The sequence below is a fragment of the Methylosinus sp. R-45379 genome, from assembly GCF_001644125.1.
Taxonomy (GTDB): Bacteria; Pseudomonadota; Alphaproteobacteria; order Rhizobiales; family Beijerinckiaceae; genus Methylosinus.
Genome location: NZ_LUUM01000279.1, coordinates 23,347 through 37,543 on the forward strand (window position 1 = coordinate 23,347; position 14,197 = coordinate 37,543).

Here is a 14,197-nt window from a genome sequence, read left to right on the forward strand (position 1 = left end):
GCGCCGTCGTCGCGACTGTGAGCGCGCGCACACACGCGAAAAGCGGGCGCGCTAATGTGAGGCGTCGCCGCGGCGTCGCTCGCGATTTCGGTCCAGCGCTCCTCCAGGGAATTGACTCATGGCCCAGCAAATTCTCATGAAATTATCGAATGGCGGCTGCTCCAGCTGCGATCCGCCTCCGGCGCCCGGCTTTTCGATCGGCGGCTCCGTGGGCCGCGGCGGCCGCAACCTGCCCGAAGACGCGCGGACGATCCAATCCGCGCTCAATGGCGTCTGCCCGGCCGATGGCGGACCGATCTTGAAGCTCGACGTCGATGGAATCGTCGGGCCGATCACCATCGCGGCGATCGAGAAATATCAGAAGCGCCAGCTCGGCTGGTCGGACGGAAGAGTCGATCCCGACGGGCCGACCATTCACGCGCTGAGCGGCCAGAGCGGCGGACAGGCCGCCCCCGCCAAGGCCGGCCCCAAGGCGCCGCCGCCCAAGGCCACGGCGCAGCAAAACGCGCAATTCGTCGAGCGCATCGGCTCGCTGCTGCCGCGCGCGCGCCATTGGATTTCCATGGCGCAGCTCAATATCGACATGGCCTCGGAATATTTGCGTCGCTCGCCGGCGGGGCGCAACGATCCCTTCCCCTCCCTGCACGACATCGGCAGAGGGCAGCTCGCTCTGTTCGACAAATATTTCCATACACACAAGGAGCCGACGACGACGAAGCTGGCGCAATTGCAACGCGCCAAGCGGCTCTATGATTCGATGACCACCGTCATCACCCATTCGCTGCTGCAGGCGCCGATGTTCGGCTGGGGCGTCGGCTATTTCCAGCCCGATCCCGCGGATGGCACGCTCGCCGCGCTCGATTATGTCGCCTACACTTTCTACGGCGGCTGGCAGGCCCGCCGCCCGGACGGCAGGCCGCGCCTCTCCGGCGACGACAATTACAAAGGCGCCAAGAATCTGCGCGAAGACACGATTTTCTTTCCGGTCGGGCAGCTATTGACGAAGACCGATAATTTCATGCTCGAGACGATCATTCACGAGCTGGCGCATTTCGTCGGCCCCGGGGTGAAAAGCCCGGATCGCATCGGCGACCACACCTACGACACCAAGGCGAATTTCCTCACCGTCAACAATTGGACCGCCCTGCACACAGCGGAATGCTACGGCTATTTCGCCGCAGAATCCGCATTGCGCAACGCGATCACCATACCGATCCATTGAGCGGCGGCTCACTTCGACATGCAGGCCTTGATGTCGCTCGAGGCCTTCATCGCCTCGAATGTGTCGGCGCAGAACTTCTCCAATGTCGGGCGCAGCTCGGGATTGGAGGCGTTGGCGCGCAGGCTCATCGCGCCCTCGAGCAGCTCCTTCTGCGCGGCGTGGACATTGGCGCGCGGCAGCTCGACCGAGCATTCCTCATAGCGCTTCAAGAATGTGTCGCAGACTGGAATTCCGGTGGGATCGATAGCGAGCGCCGGCGTGACGAAAAGAACAGCCGCCGCGAGAGAGATGAGACGTTTCACTGCCGAATTTTCCCCTATCGCCCAACCCGGACGTCCCTATAGAGGCTCCCGCCGGAAAAGAAAACGGGCGACGGGCGCGTCGTGCCGCCCGTCGCCCCACTCCGGCGCAAGTGTCTCGCGAACGCCCGAGATTCCTTAAGCTCACAGCCCGGCGAGATAGCCGGTCGGATCGACCGGGGTCGAGCCTTTGCGCAGCTCGAAATGCAGCTGCGGCGAGCCGACATTGCCCGACTGGCCGGATTTGGCGATCGTCTGGCCGCGCTTCACCTGATCGCCGCGCTTCACATCGAGCTCGCCATTATGGGCATAGGCGGAGACGAAGCCATTGGGATGGCGGATCAGCACCAGATTGCCATAGCCCTTGAGCTCGCTGCCGGCATAGGCGACGACGCCGCCCTCGGCCGCCTTCACCTGCGTGCCTTCCGGCACGGAGATGTTGATGCCGTCGTTGCCGCCGGTGTTGAAGCCCTGGATGATGCGGCCGCGCGCCGGCCAGCGGAACTCCGGCCGAGCGTCGGCGGAAGCCGGGGCGGAAGCCGCAGGGGCGGACTTCTCCTCGGCCGCCTGCGCCTGCGGCGGGATCGAGGCGGTCGGCGTCTTGTCGATGCTACGCTGAGCCTGCGGCTGCGGGGCCGGCGCGGCTTCGGCGAAACGCTGCGGCTTCTCGGCCTGCGGCGCGCGCGCGATCGCGGGAGCCGGCTCGGGTTTCTTCTTGGCGCGGACCTCTGGCTCCGGCTTGCGCGCGGGCTCGGCCTGAGCGAGCTTGCGCTGCGGCTCTTGCTTCGCCTTCGCCGGCTCGGGCTCCTTGGTCCGCTGCGCGAGCTGCGCGCGGGCCGGATGCGCCTCGGCCTGCGGCTTCAGCGCGGGAGCCGGCTTCGGCTGCACGGGCGCCTGAGCGACGATCTGCTTTGGCGCGGGCCTCACAGGCTGCGCCTCGGCCTGCTTGATCGGCGCGGGCTTCGCCGGCTTCGCCTCGACCTGCGCCTGCCGGACGGGCGCGGCGCGCGGGCGCTCGGCCACGACGGCGCGCGCCGGAGCGGGCTCCTGCTCGGGCTCGACGCTCGAGGTTTTCCGCTTCGGCTCGACGGGAGCGACCGCTTTCTTCTCGGTCTTGCGATCGCGCACATCCACCGTCTTGACCACAGGCTGCGGCAATGCCTTCGGCTGGGCGACATGGACGGGAGCCGGAGCCGGCGCTGCAGCGACGGGCGCAGCCGGAGCGGCGGAAGCGCGATAGATCGGAATCACCAGCCGCGAGCCGGAATGCACCTCGGCCGGCTTGCCATAGCCATTGACGCGCAGCAGCGCGTCGAGCGGCACGCCATAGCGCGTCGCGATCACGCCGGCCGATTCGCCGTCGGCGACGACCACGGGCGTGCCGCCCTCGGCGCTCCAATGATTATAGGCGCCGGCCATGCGAGTGGGAGCTTGCGCCGGCGCAGGCGCAGCGGCGACGGGAGCGGGCGCAGCCTGGCTCACGGCCTGCTGCGGCGCGAGCGGATGACGCTCGACGACGCTACGGCGCACGGGCTGCAAGATCGTGCCGGTCGGCACGCGATCGACGCGGCCCGCCGGCGCGGAATCCTGGAACGGATTGGTGAAAGGATCGGTGAAACGGGAGGCGTCGGAACAGCCGGCGAGAAGGCCGGCGGCGCCGGCGGCGAACATGAGCCGCTTTGCGACCCGCGACAGAAAAACACGACGCTCAATTGCCATGACGCGACCTACACTCGAACGCTATCCTCACTGTGCTCATTTAGTCACAGCCCGGTTAAGGGAGCGTTTAAGATGAATGCGGGTTCAGCGGCGCCTCGACGAATTTAGGTAAATTCCGGGCGTTCACAGAGCTTTCGCGCGTCCTGTCAGCGCTGCGCCCAGGCGGCACGGGCCGAGATCGCTCGTCGTCCACAGCGCCTCGCCGTCGCGATGCGAGAGCGACAGCCGCTCCAACGGCCGCGCATCCTCGGAATCCGGCGGCGCATGGCGTCCGAAGATCGCCGCCCCGTCCGGCGCGAGCGCGGCCATGACCGCATGCGGCGGCGGCTCGTGAAATGACATATGGAGAATGATGCGGTCGAAATATCCGCGCGTCTCGTCCGCTGCGAGGCCGTCGCCGAACAGCGCCTCGACATTGGCGCAGCCGAGCTCGGCGAGGCGTTGGCGCGCCTCTATCGCCAAAGTCTCGTAACGCTCGATCGTCACCACCTCGCGCGCGAGCCGCGACAGCACCGCCGCGCCGAAGCCGGAGCCCGTCCCCACTTCCAGCACACGATGATGCGGCTCGATTCGCAGCGCCTCGAGCCTGCGCGCGAGATCGGCGGCGGCCGGCATTGTCTGTCCGCAGCCGATCGGCAGCGACATGTCGCGAGCGGCGAGATCGCGGAAGCGATGCGGCGCGAACAGCTCGCGCGGAATCGTCTCGAAGGCGCGCATGATGGAGAGGTCGCGCACGCCGGCGCGCCGCAATTGCAGGAGAAGCGCCGCGCGAGCCTCGATCGATTGTCCCTCGTCGGCGCGGTCCTCCATTTGACTCCTATTCGAAAGCGGCGGAGAGCCGCGTCAAGGTCGGATGGTCGGTGAAGTCGAGGCGTAGGGGCGTCACCGAAATCTTATTCGCCTCCACCGCCTCGAGGTCGGTGCCCGGCCCCGGCGTGAAATTGCCGCGCCGGAAGCATATCCAATAATAGGGAATGCCGCGACCGTCCTTGCGATCCTCTATATGCATCAGATCATTGGAGCGCTGGCCCTGCATGGTGACGGCGACGCCCTTCACCTCTTGCGGCGTGCAGTTGGGAAAATTGACATTCATCAGCACGCCCGGCGGAATGCCCGCCGCGACCAGCTTGCGAATGACGTCGGCCGCATGAGTCTCCGCGCAATCCCAGTGGATGTGCCGGCGTCCGGCGAAGAAATCATAGACCTGCGAAAGCGCGATGGAGGGAATGCCGAGCAGCGTGCCCTCTATGGCGCCGGCGATGGTGCCGGAATAGCTGACGTCCTCGGCGAGATTCTGGCCGGAATTGACGCCGGAGAGAATGAGATCCGGCGGCTTGTCGGCGAGCAGCTTGCGCACGCCCATGATGACGCAATCGGTCGGCGTGCCTTTGACCGCGAAATGCCGCGAGGAAATTTCGCGCAGACGCAGCGGATCATTGATGGAGAGCGAATGCGCGACGCCCGATTGCTCGCTCTCCGGCGCGACGACGAAGACATCGTCGGTGAGGCTGCGCGCGACGCGCTCGGCGAGCGCCAGGCCGGCGCCATGGATTCCGTCGTCATTGGTGATGAGGATGCGCATAGGCTCACAAACGCTGATCGTTGGCGCTCCTTCTCCCATTCGTGGGAGAAGGTGGCCCTCGCGTCAGCGAGGGTCGGATGAGGGCTCGTCGAGCTCGACACGAGTCTTCGCCTCACGCGAAGGACCCTCATCCGACCCCGCTCAGCGGGGCCACCTTCTCCCGCAGGCGGGAGAAGGAAGCGCGCACATAGATTTCGCTAAGGGCTACCGCGCCGCGGCGATTCGCTCCAGCCCGCCCATATAGGGGCGCAGCACCGTCGGCACTGTGACGGAGCCGTCCGCCTCCTGATAATTCTCCAGAACCGCGACCAGCGCGCGACCCACGGCGACGCCCGAGCCGTTGAGCGTATGCACGAAGCGCGTCGCCTTGCCCTCGGCGGGACGGAAGCGGGCGTTCATGCGCCGCGCCTGGAAATCGCCGCAGACCGAGCAGGAGGAAATCTCGCGATATTTCCCCTGCCCCGGCAGCCACACCTCGAGGTCGTAGGTCTTCTGCGAGGCGAAGCCCATATCGCCGGTGCAGAGCGTCACCTTGCGATAGGGCAGCTCGAGCAGCTGCAGCACTTTCTCCGCGCAGCCGGTCATGCGCTCATGCTCCTCGAGCGATTGCTCGGGCGTGGTGATGGAGACGAGCTCGACCTTATAGAACTGATGCTGACGGATCATGCCGCGCGTGTCGCGCCCCGCAGCGCCCGCCTCGGCGCGGAAGCAATAAGTGCCGGCGGTGAAGCGCAGAGGGAGCTGCGATTCGTCGAGGATCGATTCGCGCACGAGATTGGTGAGCGGGACCTCGGCCGTCGGCACGAGCCAATATTCGCTCGCCGGCTCCTCCGACTGTCCATCGCCGCGACCTGCCGTCACGGAGAACTGATCGTCGCGGAACTTCGGCAGTTGCGCCGTGCCGAACATCGCGTCGTCACGCACCAGCAGCGGCGGAGCCACTTCCGTATAGCCGTGCTCGCCCGTATGCAGATCGAGCATGAATTGCGCGAGCGCGCGCTCCAGCCGCGCGATTCCGCCCTTGTTCACGACGAAGCGCGCGCCGGACAGCTTGGCGGCGCTCTCGAAATCCATGAGCTTCAGGCCTTCGCCGATGTCGAAATGCTCTTTCGGCGGATAGTTGAATTTACGCGGCTCGCCCCAGAGCAGAACCTCGACATTGTCGTGCTCGTCCTTGCCTTCCGGCACTTGCTCGAGCGGCGTGTTGGGAATCTCCGACAGCGCCTTGTCCAGCGCAGCGCTCGCCTCGCGCTCCTTCTGCTCGAGCTGCGGGAAGTCCTCCTTCAGCTTCGCGACTTCCGCCTTCAGCGCCTCGGCGCGGGCGGCGTCCTTCTCGCGCATGGCGAGGCCGATCTCTTTCGAGGCGGCGTTGCGTCGCTCCTGCGCCGCCTGCAAAGCCGCGATGGCCGTACGGCGTACGTCATCGAGCGCGAAGAGGCTTTCCGACAGAGGCGGGAGATTGCGGCGGCGGCGGCCATTGTCGAAAGCTTCCGCATTATCGCGAATAAATTTGATGTCGTGCATGAGAATCGATCCGCCGACTGGTGCGAGGCCCTCGTCCGACCCGGCTGCGCCGGGCTGCCTTCTCCCGCAAGTGGGAGAAGGCAGCGGCCGACGTTGAGGGGCGCGAATCCTTCTCCCACTCGTGGGAGAAGGTGGCCCTCGCGTCAGCGAGGGTCGGATGAGGGTCCTTGTCCCTCGAGCAGAACGAAGGGTCAACCCGCGGCTTGCTGTTCCTCGGCCGCCGCCCGCTTCTTCTCGATCCAGCGCACGGAAATGATCGACGCCTCGTAGAGCAGCAGGCCAGGTATGGCGAGCGCCAGCTGGCTGAACACGTCGGGCGGCGTCAGCACCGCCGCCACGATGAAGACGAGGACGATCGCATAGCGACGCTTCTCGGACAAAAATTTCGACGAGACGATGCCGATCTGGCCGAGCAGCGTCAGCGCCACCGGCAGCTGGAAGACGACGCCGAAAGCGAGCACCAGCGTCATGATGAGCGACAAATATTCTGACACGCGCGGCAATAGCTCGATCTGCGCCTTCCCCGGCTCATTGGCCTGCTGCATCGAAATGAAGAAATGCAGCAGATTGGGCATGACCAGAAAATAGACGACGATCGCGCCCAGCGCGAAAAAGACCGGCGTGGCGACGAGATAGGGACGAAACGCCTGCCGCTCGTGCCGATAGAGGCCGGGCGCGACGAAGGCGTAGAGCTGTCCGATGACGATCGGGCAGGAGATGAAGGCCGCGGCGAACATCGCCACTTTGATCTGCGTGAAGAAATATTCCTGCGGCGCCGTGTAGATGAGCTTGGCCTCCGGCCCCGCCGCCATCGTATAGGGCACGACCAGGAGATTGTAGATGTCCTTGGCGAAGAAGAAGGCCAGGATGAAGGCGCCGAAAAACGCCAGCAGCGCTCGGATCAGCCGCTCGCGCAGCTCCATCAAATGCTCAAGGAGCGGCGCCTTGGTGGCGTCGATGTCGGCGTCGGTCATTTCGGCTGGCTTTCGGGCGGCGTCTCGGCCTCGCTCGTCGGCGCAGGCTCGCTCGCAGCGTGAGGCTCGGCCTGCGCTTCGAGGGCCGGCTCAGCGGCTGTGCTCTTATCGCCTTGCGGCGGGGCGGGCGGGCCTTCGATCGCGCCGACGATCTGCTCGCGCGCTTGCTTGAGCGGATCGAAGGCGACGTCGCCGACGCCGGCGAAGGCCGAATCGACCTCGCTCTTCAAATCCTTATGCACGTCGGCGAGATCGGCCTCGCGCATCGCATCCATGAACTGGCCTTGGAAATCGGCCGCCATGCGCCGCATGCGCCCGGTGATCTGGCCGATCTGGCGCAATACGCGCGGCAGGTCCTTGGTCGGAATCGCGACGAGCGCGACGATGCCGATGACGATCAGCTTTCCGGGATCGAGATCGAACATGGTCTTCTCGAGAGCCTGCCCGCGGCAGGCGAAACAAGGGTGGCGTCAGGCCTTTTTCGCTTCGGCCGTCTTATCGGCGTGAAGCGTCGTCTGGCTCGCGAGCGGCTGATGCTCCAGCGATTTCGCCGGCTCCTCGGCCTTCGCCTCGGTGTCGTCTTCGGCGAGGCCCTTCTTGAAGGCCTTGATGCCCTTGGCGACGTCGCCCATGACGTCGGAAATCTTGAAGCGGCCGCCGAACAGGATGAAGGCCACGCCGCCGACGATAATCCAATGCCAGATCGACAGACCGCCCATGGCGCGAACCTCCCACTCGTCTTTCGTGGACCGGCGAGGCCGGCCGAAACTTCTCGGAACCTAGGACGCCGGACGCGCAAAAACAAGTTGGATGAGGCGCCCTGCGTCGAATTCTCCGACGCTTTAGGTAGGATTTCGATTTGACCCGGGCGAGACGGGGCGAAAGCGCTCTATTCCTCGATCGGTTCGGGCTCCTCCGGCGCGTCTGGCTCTTGCAGAAAATCCATCTCGAGCGCCGCCTCGGCGTCGCCCTCCAACGGATCCTCGTCCTCCTTGAGCGTGGCGTCGTCGGTCGGCTGCGGCACATCGAAGCCCTTGGGCAGGCGGCCATCGAAGAGGCCGGCGCCTTTCAGCTCGTCGAGGCCGGGCAGATCGCCGATCTGCTCCAGGCCGAACTGCATGAGGAACGCGTCGGTCGTGCCATAGGTGAGCGGACGCCCCGGCGCGCGGCGACGGCCGCGCAGGCGAATCCACCCGGTTTCCAGCAGCACGTCCAGCGTGCCCTTGGCCACGGCGACGCCTCTTATGTCCTCGATCTCGGCGCGCGTCACCGGCTGGTGATAGGCGACGATGGCGAGCGTCTCCAGCGCGGCGCGGGACAGCTTCTTCTGCTCCACCTGCTCGCGCGCCAGCACCCAGCCGAGATCGGCCGCGGTGCGGAAAAACCATTTGTGGCCGGCGCGGGTCAGCGTCACGCCGCGCTCGGCGTAATCCTGCTTCAGCCGCGCCAGCACGGCCTCGACATTGGTTCCGTCCGGCAGCCGGCGGGCGATCTCCGTCTCGTCGAGCGGCTCGCTGGCCGCAAAAAGCAGCGCCTCGGCGATGCGGGAAGCCTCGCGCAGCGCCGCCGCCTCTTGATCGAGGGTCACATCGTCTTCGAACAGTTCGACGGGTCGCAAGGCTCGCGCCAAATTTCTTCTCCCTGGCCTTTGGATCGGAGCCCTATGGCTCACGCCTCCGAGGCTTCGCTTGGCGAGTCCGAAGGCTCGCGGTCCAGTTCCGTTTCCCGCCGCCGCAGCCAGATCGGCGCGAAGGCGCGGTCCTGGCGAATGTCGAACCGCCCTTCCCGCACCATTTCCAGCGAAGCGGAAAAAGACGAGGCGCGGACGGTGCGCGCCGTTTGAATATCCACACAAAAAGCCAAAAGATAATCGTCGAGCGCGGTCCATTGGGCCGCGATTCCGGCGAGCCGCTCCAGCGTCTCGCGCGCCTCCGCCAGCGACCAGACATTGCGCTGGCGTAGCGTGACCTTGGAGATCGCCTGCTTCTGCCTTTGGCGGGCGTAGGCCGAAAGAAGATCATAGAGACTGGCCGTGAAGGTCGAGTTCGTCTTGGTCTCTATGCCCTCCGGCCCGCCGCGCAGAAACATGTCGCGGCCGAGCCGCGCGCGCTCCTGAAGCTTGTCCGACGCCGCGCGGATCGCCTCCAGCCGGCGCAAGCGATCGGCGAGCGCCGCGGCCAGCTCTGCGGCGGAGGGCTCCTCGCCCGTCTTTGGCTGCTCCGGCAGCAGCAGGCGCGATTTCAGATAGGCGAGCCAGGCGGCCATCACCAGATAATCGGCGGCCAGCTCCAGCCGGACGCGCCGCGCCTCCTCGACGAAGGCGAGATATTGCTCGGCCAGCGCCAAAATGGAAATGCGGGCGAGATCGACCTTCTGGCGGCGGGCGAGCTCGAGCAGCAGGTCGAGCGGGCCTTCGAAACCGTCCACATCGACGAGGAAGGCGGGCTCCGCCTCCGCGCGCTCATGTTCTCCGGCGATGTCGAAAGCCAAATCCTGCGCCATCTCGCCTCACGGCGTCGTCTCACGCCTCCGCCCATCGGGAAGGCGAGAGATTGGGCCGATCAGACGCCGGCCGCAAGAGCCGCGTCGAGCTGGCGGGCGCCGTCCACAGGATCGAATTCCTTCGGCGCGGCGATTCTCGCTTTCGCCGCACGCGCCCGCTCCAGCGCCCGGCCGGCGAGATCGCCAGCCCCTTCCGCCACGGCGCGGGCCTCGGCGAGATCGCCGTTGCAATGCAGGACCACATCGCAGCCGGCGGCGATCGCGCCCTCGGCGCGCGCGCGAAAGCCGCCCGAGAGCGCCTTCATCGAGAGATCGTCGGTCATCAGCAGGCCGTCGAAACCGATGAGGGAACGAATAATCCCTTCGATCACGGCTTTGGAGAGCGTGCCCGGAAGCTCGGGATCGATGGCCCGATAGACGACATGGGCGGTCATGCCGAGCGGCAGATCGGCGTCGGCGCAGAAGGGAATGAAATCCTGCGCCTCCAGCTCGGCGCGGGAGGCGTCGACGACGGGCAGCTCGAGATGGCTGTCCGCCCGCGCCCGTCCATGGCCGGGGATATGCTTGATGACCGGCAGCACGCCGCCATCGAGCAGCCCCTCCGCCGCGGCGCGGCCGAGCCGCGCGATCTCGGTGGGAACGCGGCTATAGGCGCGGTCGCCGATGATATTGTGGGAGCCGTCCACCGGCGTGTCGAGAACCGGCAGGCAATCGACGTCGATGCCGACCTCGCGCAGATCATGGGCGATCAGTCGCGCGCCGAGCCGGACGAGCGCAGCCGTCTCCTCGGGCGGAAGCCCCAGCCTCTCGAAGGCGGCGGCGGCGGGATAGGCGCGCCAGACCGGCGGGCCGAGACGCTGGACGCGCCCGCCCTCCTGATCGACGAGAATGGGGGCGTCGGTCCCCAGCGCCTCGCGGATTTCCGCAGTGAGGGCGGAAAGCTGCTCGCGCGAGGCGACATTGCGCTTGAACAGGATCGCGCCCCAGGGCTGCGCCTCGCGCAGGAAGGATTTCTCCTCCTGCGAGAGGGCGAGGCCGGCGCAGCCGCAGATGAAAGCGCGCGTCACGGAGCCGCTGTCTCCATCAATTGGCGGCGACGAAGCAGGAGCCGCCGGAGGCCTTGACCTTCTCGCAGACGCCGACAGCAGCCTCGCGGCTCATGCCGGCGGCGCGGACGCGATAGACGCTCTTCTCGCCGACCTTGGCGAGGCGGAAGCCGAGCCGCTTGCCGCCGAGCTGGGCGCTGTATTTGGAATTCACCGTCTGCATCAGCCGGCGGGCCTCGTCCTCCGAGCCGGCGGCGCCGAATTGCACGGCGAAGCCGCCATTGCCGCCAGTCGCGGCCTCCGGCTGCGCCGATTCGAGGGCGGCGGTCTGCTCGGGAGCGGCGGCCGTCGGGGTGGCGGGCTTGGGACGCGGCGGCTGCGCGACCTTGGGGGTCGTCGCCGGCTTGGCCGGACCCTTGGGCGTCGCGGTCGGCGGCTCGGCCGCGGCGTCGACGGCGCTCGGACGGGCGGCGAGGGACGGCGGCCGCGCCGGGGGAGCGACATTGACGGGACGGGCGATCGCCGGCGTCGGCGCGTCGTGATCGATGACGGTGCCGTCGGGCCGCACCGAGACGGTCTTCACCCGCCGCGGCTCGGCGCCATAGGGATTATTGGGGCCGCCGGCCGGGGCGGCCTCGTGCGGCGCGTCGACCGGCCCGTCGCCGAGCTTGACGACGCGCACCGCCGCCGCCGGATCGACCGGCTGCTCCTGCTTGGAGACGACCTTCTTGACCGGAGCGGTCTGATTGCGATCGAGCACGGCGGCGCCGCGTTGGGGCGCGGCGGCTTCGGCGACGGTGGAGGGCTGCACCTTGGCCGGCCCTTCCGGCGCCTTTATGGTGGCGAGCTCCTGCGGGGCCACGATGCCGCCGCGATGGCCCAAGGCCAAGCCGACGCTCACCGCGCCGACGCCGGCGAGAGCGACGACCGCATGCCACGGCCGCAGCCGATCGCGCAAAGCGCCGAAAAAGCCTCTCCGCTCGCGCGGCTCGTCATAAGGCTCGTCCTCGACGCCATAGTCGAGATAGTCCTGCTGATCCTGATGCGCCCACTGACCCTCGCCGGGCGAGCGCACGGCGTAATAGTCGTCGGACTGCGATTGCTGCTGCGCCGCCGGCGAAAGCGGCGGCGGCGACAATGGCGAGGGCGACATGGGCGACGGCGAGACCGGCGGCAGAGCCCCGCGCAGCTCGGCCGTATCGAAAACGTCTCTGTCTCTCTGGCTCACGGCCGGCTCCCGACGCTGCTGGTCGGCGAAGACTCTACCATAAGGATCGGCCGCGCCTGCCGTCTCGTCGCCGTGCAGCAGCCGCGCCAGCTCGGCGAGCGGATCGCTCTTCGCCTCGCTCCTGCCCGGCTGATTCTCCTGCGGCTCGCCGCCACGCAGGCGCCGCTCGAACTCGCTGATGTCGATGGAAGGCCCTCGGGCCGTCGCCTCGCGCATGATGCACCTTCCTGCTCACTACCCGACGGACGCGACGTCGCCATTCCCGGATGCGAGCGCGCGCCGCGCTCTTGCAAAGCGCCGGCCGCGATCACCGCATCTCGTCGGGGGCGCTCACGCCTAGGAGTCTCGAACCCGACGCCAGGACGCAAGTCAAAGAAACGACCAACGCCATCCGCGCATAGGTCGAATTTCTATCATCTGCATTAACAAAGCGTAATTGTGGCCGATCTTTGCCTTTGTTCCAATGCGAATGAAAGACGCTGGCGAGATCGTAGAGATAGAAGGCGATTCTGTGCGGCTCATGCGCCGTGGCGGCCGATTCGATCAATCGCGGATATTGCGCAATGGCCTTGGCGAGCGCGATCTCGCCTTCGTCCTGCAGCAGATCGAGCGGCGCAGCGGCGAGCGCCTTGGGCGTCAGATCGAGATCGGGAAAAGCGCCGAGCGCCTGCCGGATCGCCGATTTGGCGCGCGCATGGGCGTATTGCACATAGAAGACGGCATTGTCCTTCGACTGCTCGATGACCTTGGCGAGATCGAATTCGAGCGGCGCGTCATTCTTGCGATAGAGCATCATGAAACGCACGGCGTCGACGCCCACTTCGTCCACCACCTCGCGCAAGGTGACGAAATCGCCGGCGCGTTTCGACATTTTCACCGGCTCGCCATTGCGCATCAACTTCACGAGCTGGCAGAGCTTCACGTCGAGCGTGACCTTATTGTCCGAAAGCGCGGCGACCGCCGCGGTCATGCGCTTCACATAGCCGCCGTGATCGGCGCCCCACACATCGACGAGCGTGGTGAAGCCCCGGTCGATCTTGGATTTATGATAGGCGATATCGGCCGCGAAATAGGTATTGGAGCCGTCGGATTTCTTCAAAGGACGATCGACGTCGTCGCCGAAATCGGTGGAGCGGAACAAGGTCTGCTCGCGATCCTCCCAATCATCCGGCAATTGGCCCTTGGGGGGCGGCAAGCGGCCGTCATAGACGAGGCCGCGCGCGCGCAGCTCGTTTATCTCCTTGTCGATCTCCGAAAGGCCGTTGATCTTCTCATGCAGCGAGCGCTCGGAGAAGAACACCTCATGGCGAATGTCGAGAGCGGCGAGATCGTCGCGGATCATCGCCATCATGGCGTCGATCGCGGCGCGCTTGACCGGCTCCAGCCATTCGCTCTCGCTCTTGTCCAAAAGCTCGCGGGCATATTGCTTCGCCAGGGCTTCGCCGGCGGCCTTCAGATAGTCGCCGGGATAAAGGCCTTCGGGGATCGTGATCGTTTCGCCGAGCGCCTCGCGATAGCGCAGAAAGGCGGAGCGGGCGAGAACATCGACCTGCGCGCCGGCGTCATTGATGTAATATTCGCGCGTCACCTCGGCGCCCGCGAAGGCGAGGAGATTGGCCAGCGCATCGCCGAACACGGCGCCGCGGCCATGGCCGACATGCATCGGCCCGGTCGGATTAGCCGAGACATATTCGACATTGATCTTGCCGGCGAGCGCCCCCCTGCCCTGAGGCCTTCCATAGGCCTCGCAATCGGTCAGCACTGCGCGCAGCACATCGGCGTAGAGGCTTGGCTTCAGGCGGATGTTGATGAAGCCCGGCCCGGCGACCTCGGCCTCGGCCACATCGGGCAGATCGGCGAGCGCGGCGGCGATCTCCACCGCGAGCTGGCGCGGATTGGCGAAATTGGCCTTGGCCTCCTTGGCGAAGACCATGGCGGCGTTGGTGGCGAGATCGCCATGGGCGGCGTCCTTGGGCGGCTCCACGACGAAACGCGCATGATCCAGCGTCTCCGGCAGGCGGCCGGAGGCCTTGATCGAATCGAGAATGGCGGCGATGGCGACGTGGAAGTCGGAGAAGATGTTCATCGAATGTCCGGGCCG

The 14,197-nt window shown here is 66.5% G+C and carries 14 protein-coding genes; 1 reads left to right on the forward strand and 13 read right to left on the reverse strand.

Annotated features, from left to right (window positions below):
• Positions 1-118: 118 nt before the first annotated feature.
• Entirely contained in the window at positions 119-1,222 is a 1,104-nt protein-coding gene (locus tag A1351_RS18985) for a peptidoglycan-binding protein (RefSeq protein WP_064033693.1), read from the forward strand.
• An 8-nt stretch (positions 1,223-1,230) separates the two neighbouring features.
• On the opposite strand, the gene A1351_RS18990 is transcribed toward A1351_RS18985, so the two are convergent.
• The 13 genes from A1351_RS18990 to argS all read right to left on the reverse strand — a co-directional run bounded on the left by A1351_RS18990 (position 1,231) and on the right by argS (position 14,182).
• Entirely contained in the window at positions 1,231-1,524 is a 294-nt protein-coding gene (locus tag A1351_RS18990) for a hypothetical protein (RefSeq protein WP_024879887.1), read from the reverse strand.
• A 141-nt stretch (positions 1,525-1,665) separates the two neighbouring features.
• A complete protein-coding gene (locus tag A1351_RS18995; RefSeq protein ID WP_064033694.1) occupies positions 1,666-3,192 on the reverse strand; it encodes a peptidoglycan DD-metalloendopeptidase family protein in 1,527 nt (508 codons plus the stop codon).
• A gap of 171 nt (positions 3,193-3,363) precedes the next feature.
• The gene (locus tag A1351_RS19000) at positions 3,364-4,050 is read right to left on the reverse strand and encodes a protein-L-isoaspartate O-methyltransferase (RefSeq protein ID WP_024879885.1); all 687 of its coding nucleotides are present in this window, start codon (positions 4,048-4,050) and stop codon (positions 3,364-3,366) included.
• Between the two features lie 7 nt (positions 4,051-4,057).
• Positions 4,058-4,822: a 5'/3'-nucleotidase SurE gene (surE, locus tag A1351_RS19005; protein ID WP_024879884.1), complete on the reverse strand. Its 765-nt coding sequence runs from the start codon at positions 4,820-4,822 to the stop codon at positions 4,058-4,060.
• A gap of 204 nt (positions 4,823-5,026) precedes the next feature.
• A complete protein-coding gene (gene serS / locus A1351_RS19010) occupies positions 5,027-6,346 on the reverse strand; it encodes a serine--tRNA ligase (protein ID WP_064033695.1) in 1,320 nt (439 codons plus the stop codon).
• 191 nt (positions 6,347-6,537) lie between these two features.
• On the reverse strand, positions 6,538-7,320 hold the full coding sequence (gene tatC, locus A1351_RS19015; protein WP_024879882.1) for a twin-arginine translocase subunit TatC: 783 nt from the start codon (positions 7,318-7,320) through the stop codon (positions 6,538-6,540).
• On the reverse strand, positions 7,317-7,745 hold the full coding sequence (locus A1351_RS19020) for a protein translocase TatA (RefSeq protein WP_024879881.1): 429 nt from the start codon (positions 7,743-7,745) through the stop codon (positions 7,317-7,319). Before A1351_RS19020 ends, tatC begins: the two co-directional genes overlap by 4 nt.
• Positions 7,746-7,790: 45 nt before the next feature.
• Entirely contained in the window at positions 7,791-8,039 is a 249-nt protein-coding gene (locus A1351_RS19025) for a twin-arginine translocase TatA/TatE family subunit (RefSeq protein WP_024879880.1), read from the reverse strand.
• Positions 8,040-8,209: 170 nt separating this feature from the next.
• Positions 8,210-8,938, reverse strand: a complete 729-nt coding sequence (scpB, locus tag A1351_RS19030) for an SMC-Scp complex subunit ScpB (RefSeq protein ID WP_371441509.1) — start codon at positions 8,936-8,938, stop codon at positions 8,210-8,212.
• 50 nt (positions 8,939-8,988) lie between these two features.
• A complete protein-coding gene (locus A1351_RS19035; RefSeq protein ID WP_024879878.1) occupies positions 8,989-9,822 on the reverse strand; it encodes a ScpA family protein in 834 nt (277 codons plus the stop codon).
• Between the two features lie 59 nt (positions 9,823-9,881).
• The gene (nagZ, locus tag A1351_RS19040) at positions 9,882-10,889 is read right to left on the reverse strand and encodes a beta-N-acetylhexosaminidase (protein ID WP_024879877.1); all 1,008 of its coding nucleotides are present in this window, start codon (positions 10,887-10,889) and stop codon (positions 9,882-9,884) included.
• 16 nt (positions 10,890-10,905) lie between these two features.
• Positions 10,906-12,312 carry an SPOR domain-containing protein gene (locus A1351_RS19045; RefSeq protein ID WP_064033696.1) on the reverse strand — a complete coding sequence of 469 codons (1,407 nt, stop codon included), beginning with the start codon at positions 12,310-12,312 and terminating at the stop codon, positions 10,906-10,908.
• 91 nt (positions 12,313-12,403) lie between these two features.
• On the reverse strand, positions 12,404-14,182 hold the full coding sequence (argS, locus tag A1351_RS19050) for an arginine--tRNA ligase (protein ID WP_064033697.1): 1,779 nt from the start codon (positions 14,180-14,182) through the stop codon (positions 12,404-12,406).
• Positions 14,183-14,197: the final 15 nt, after the last annotated feature.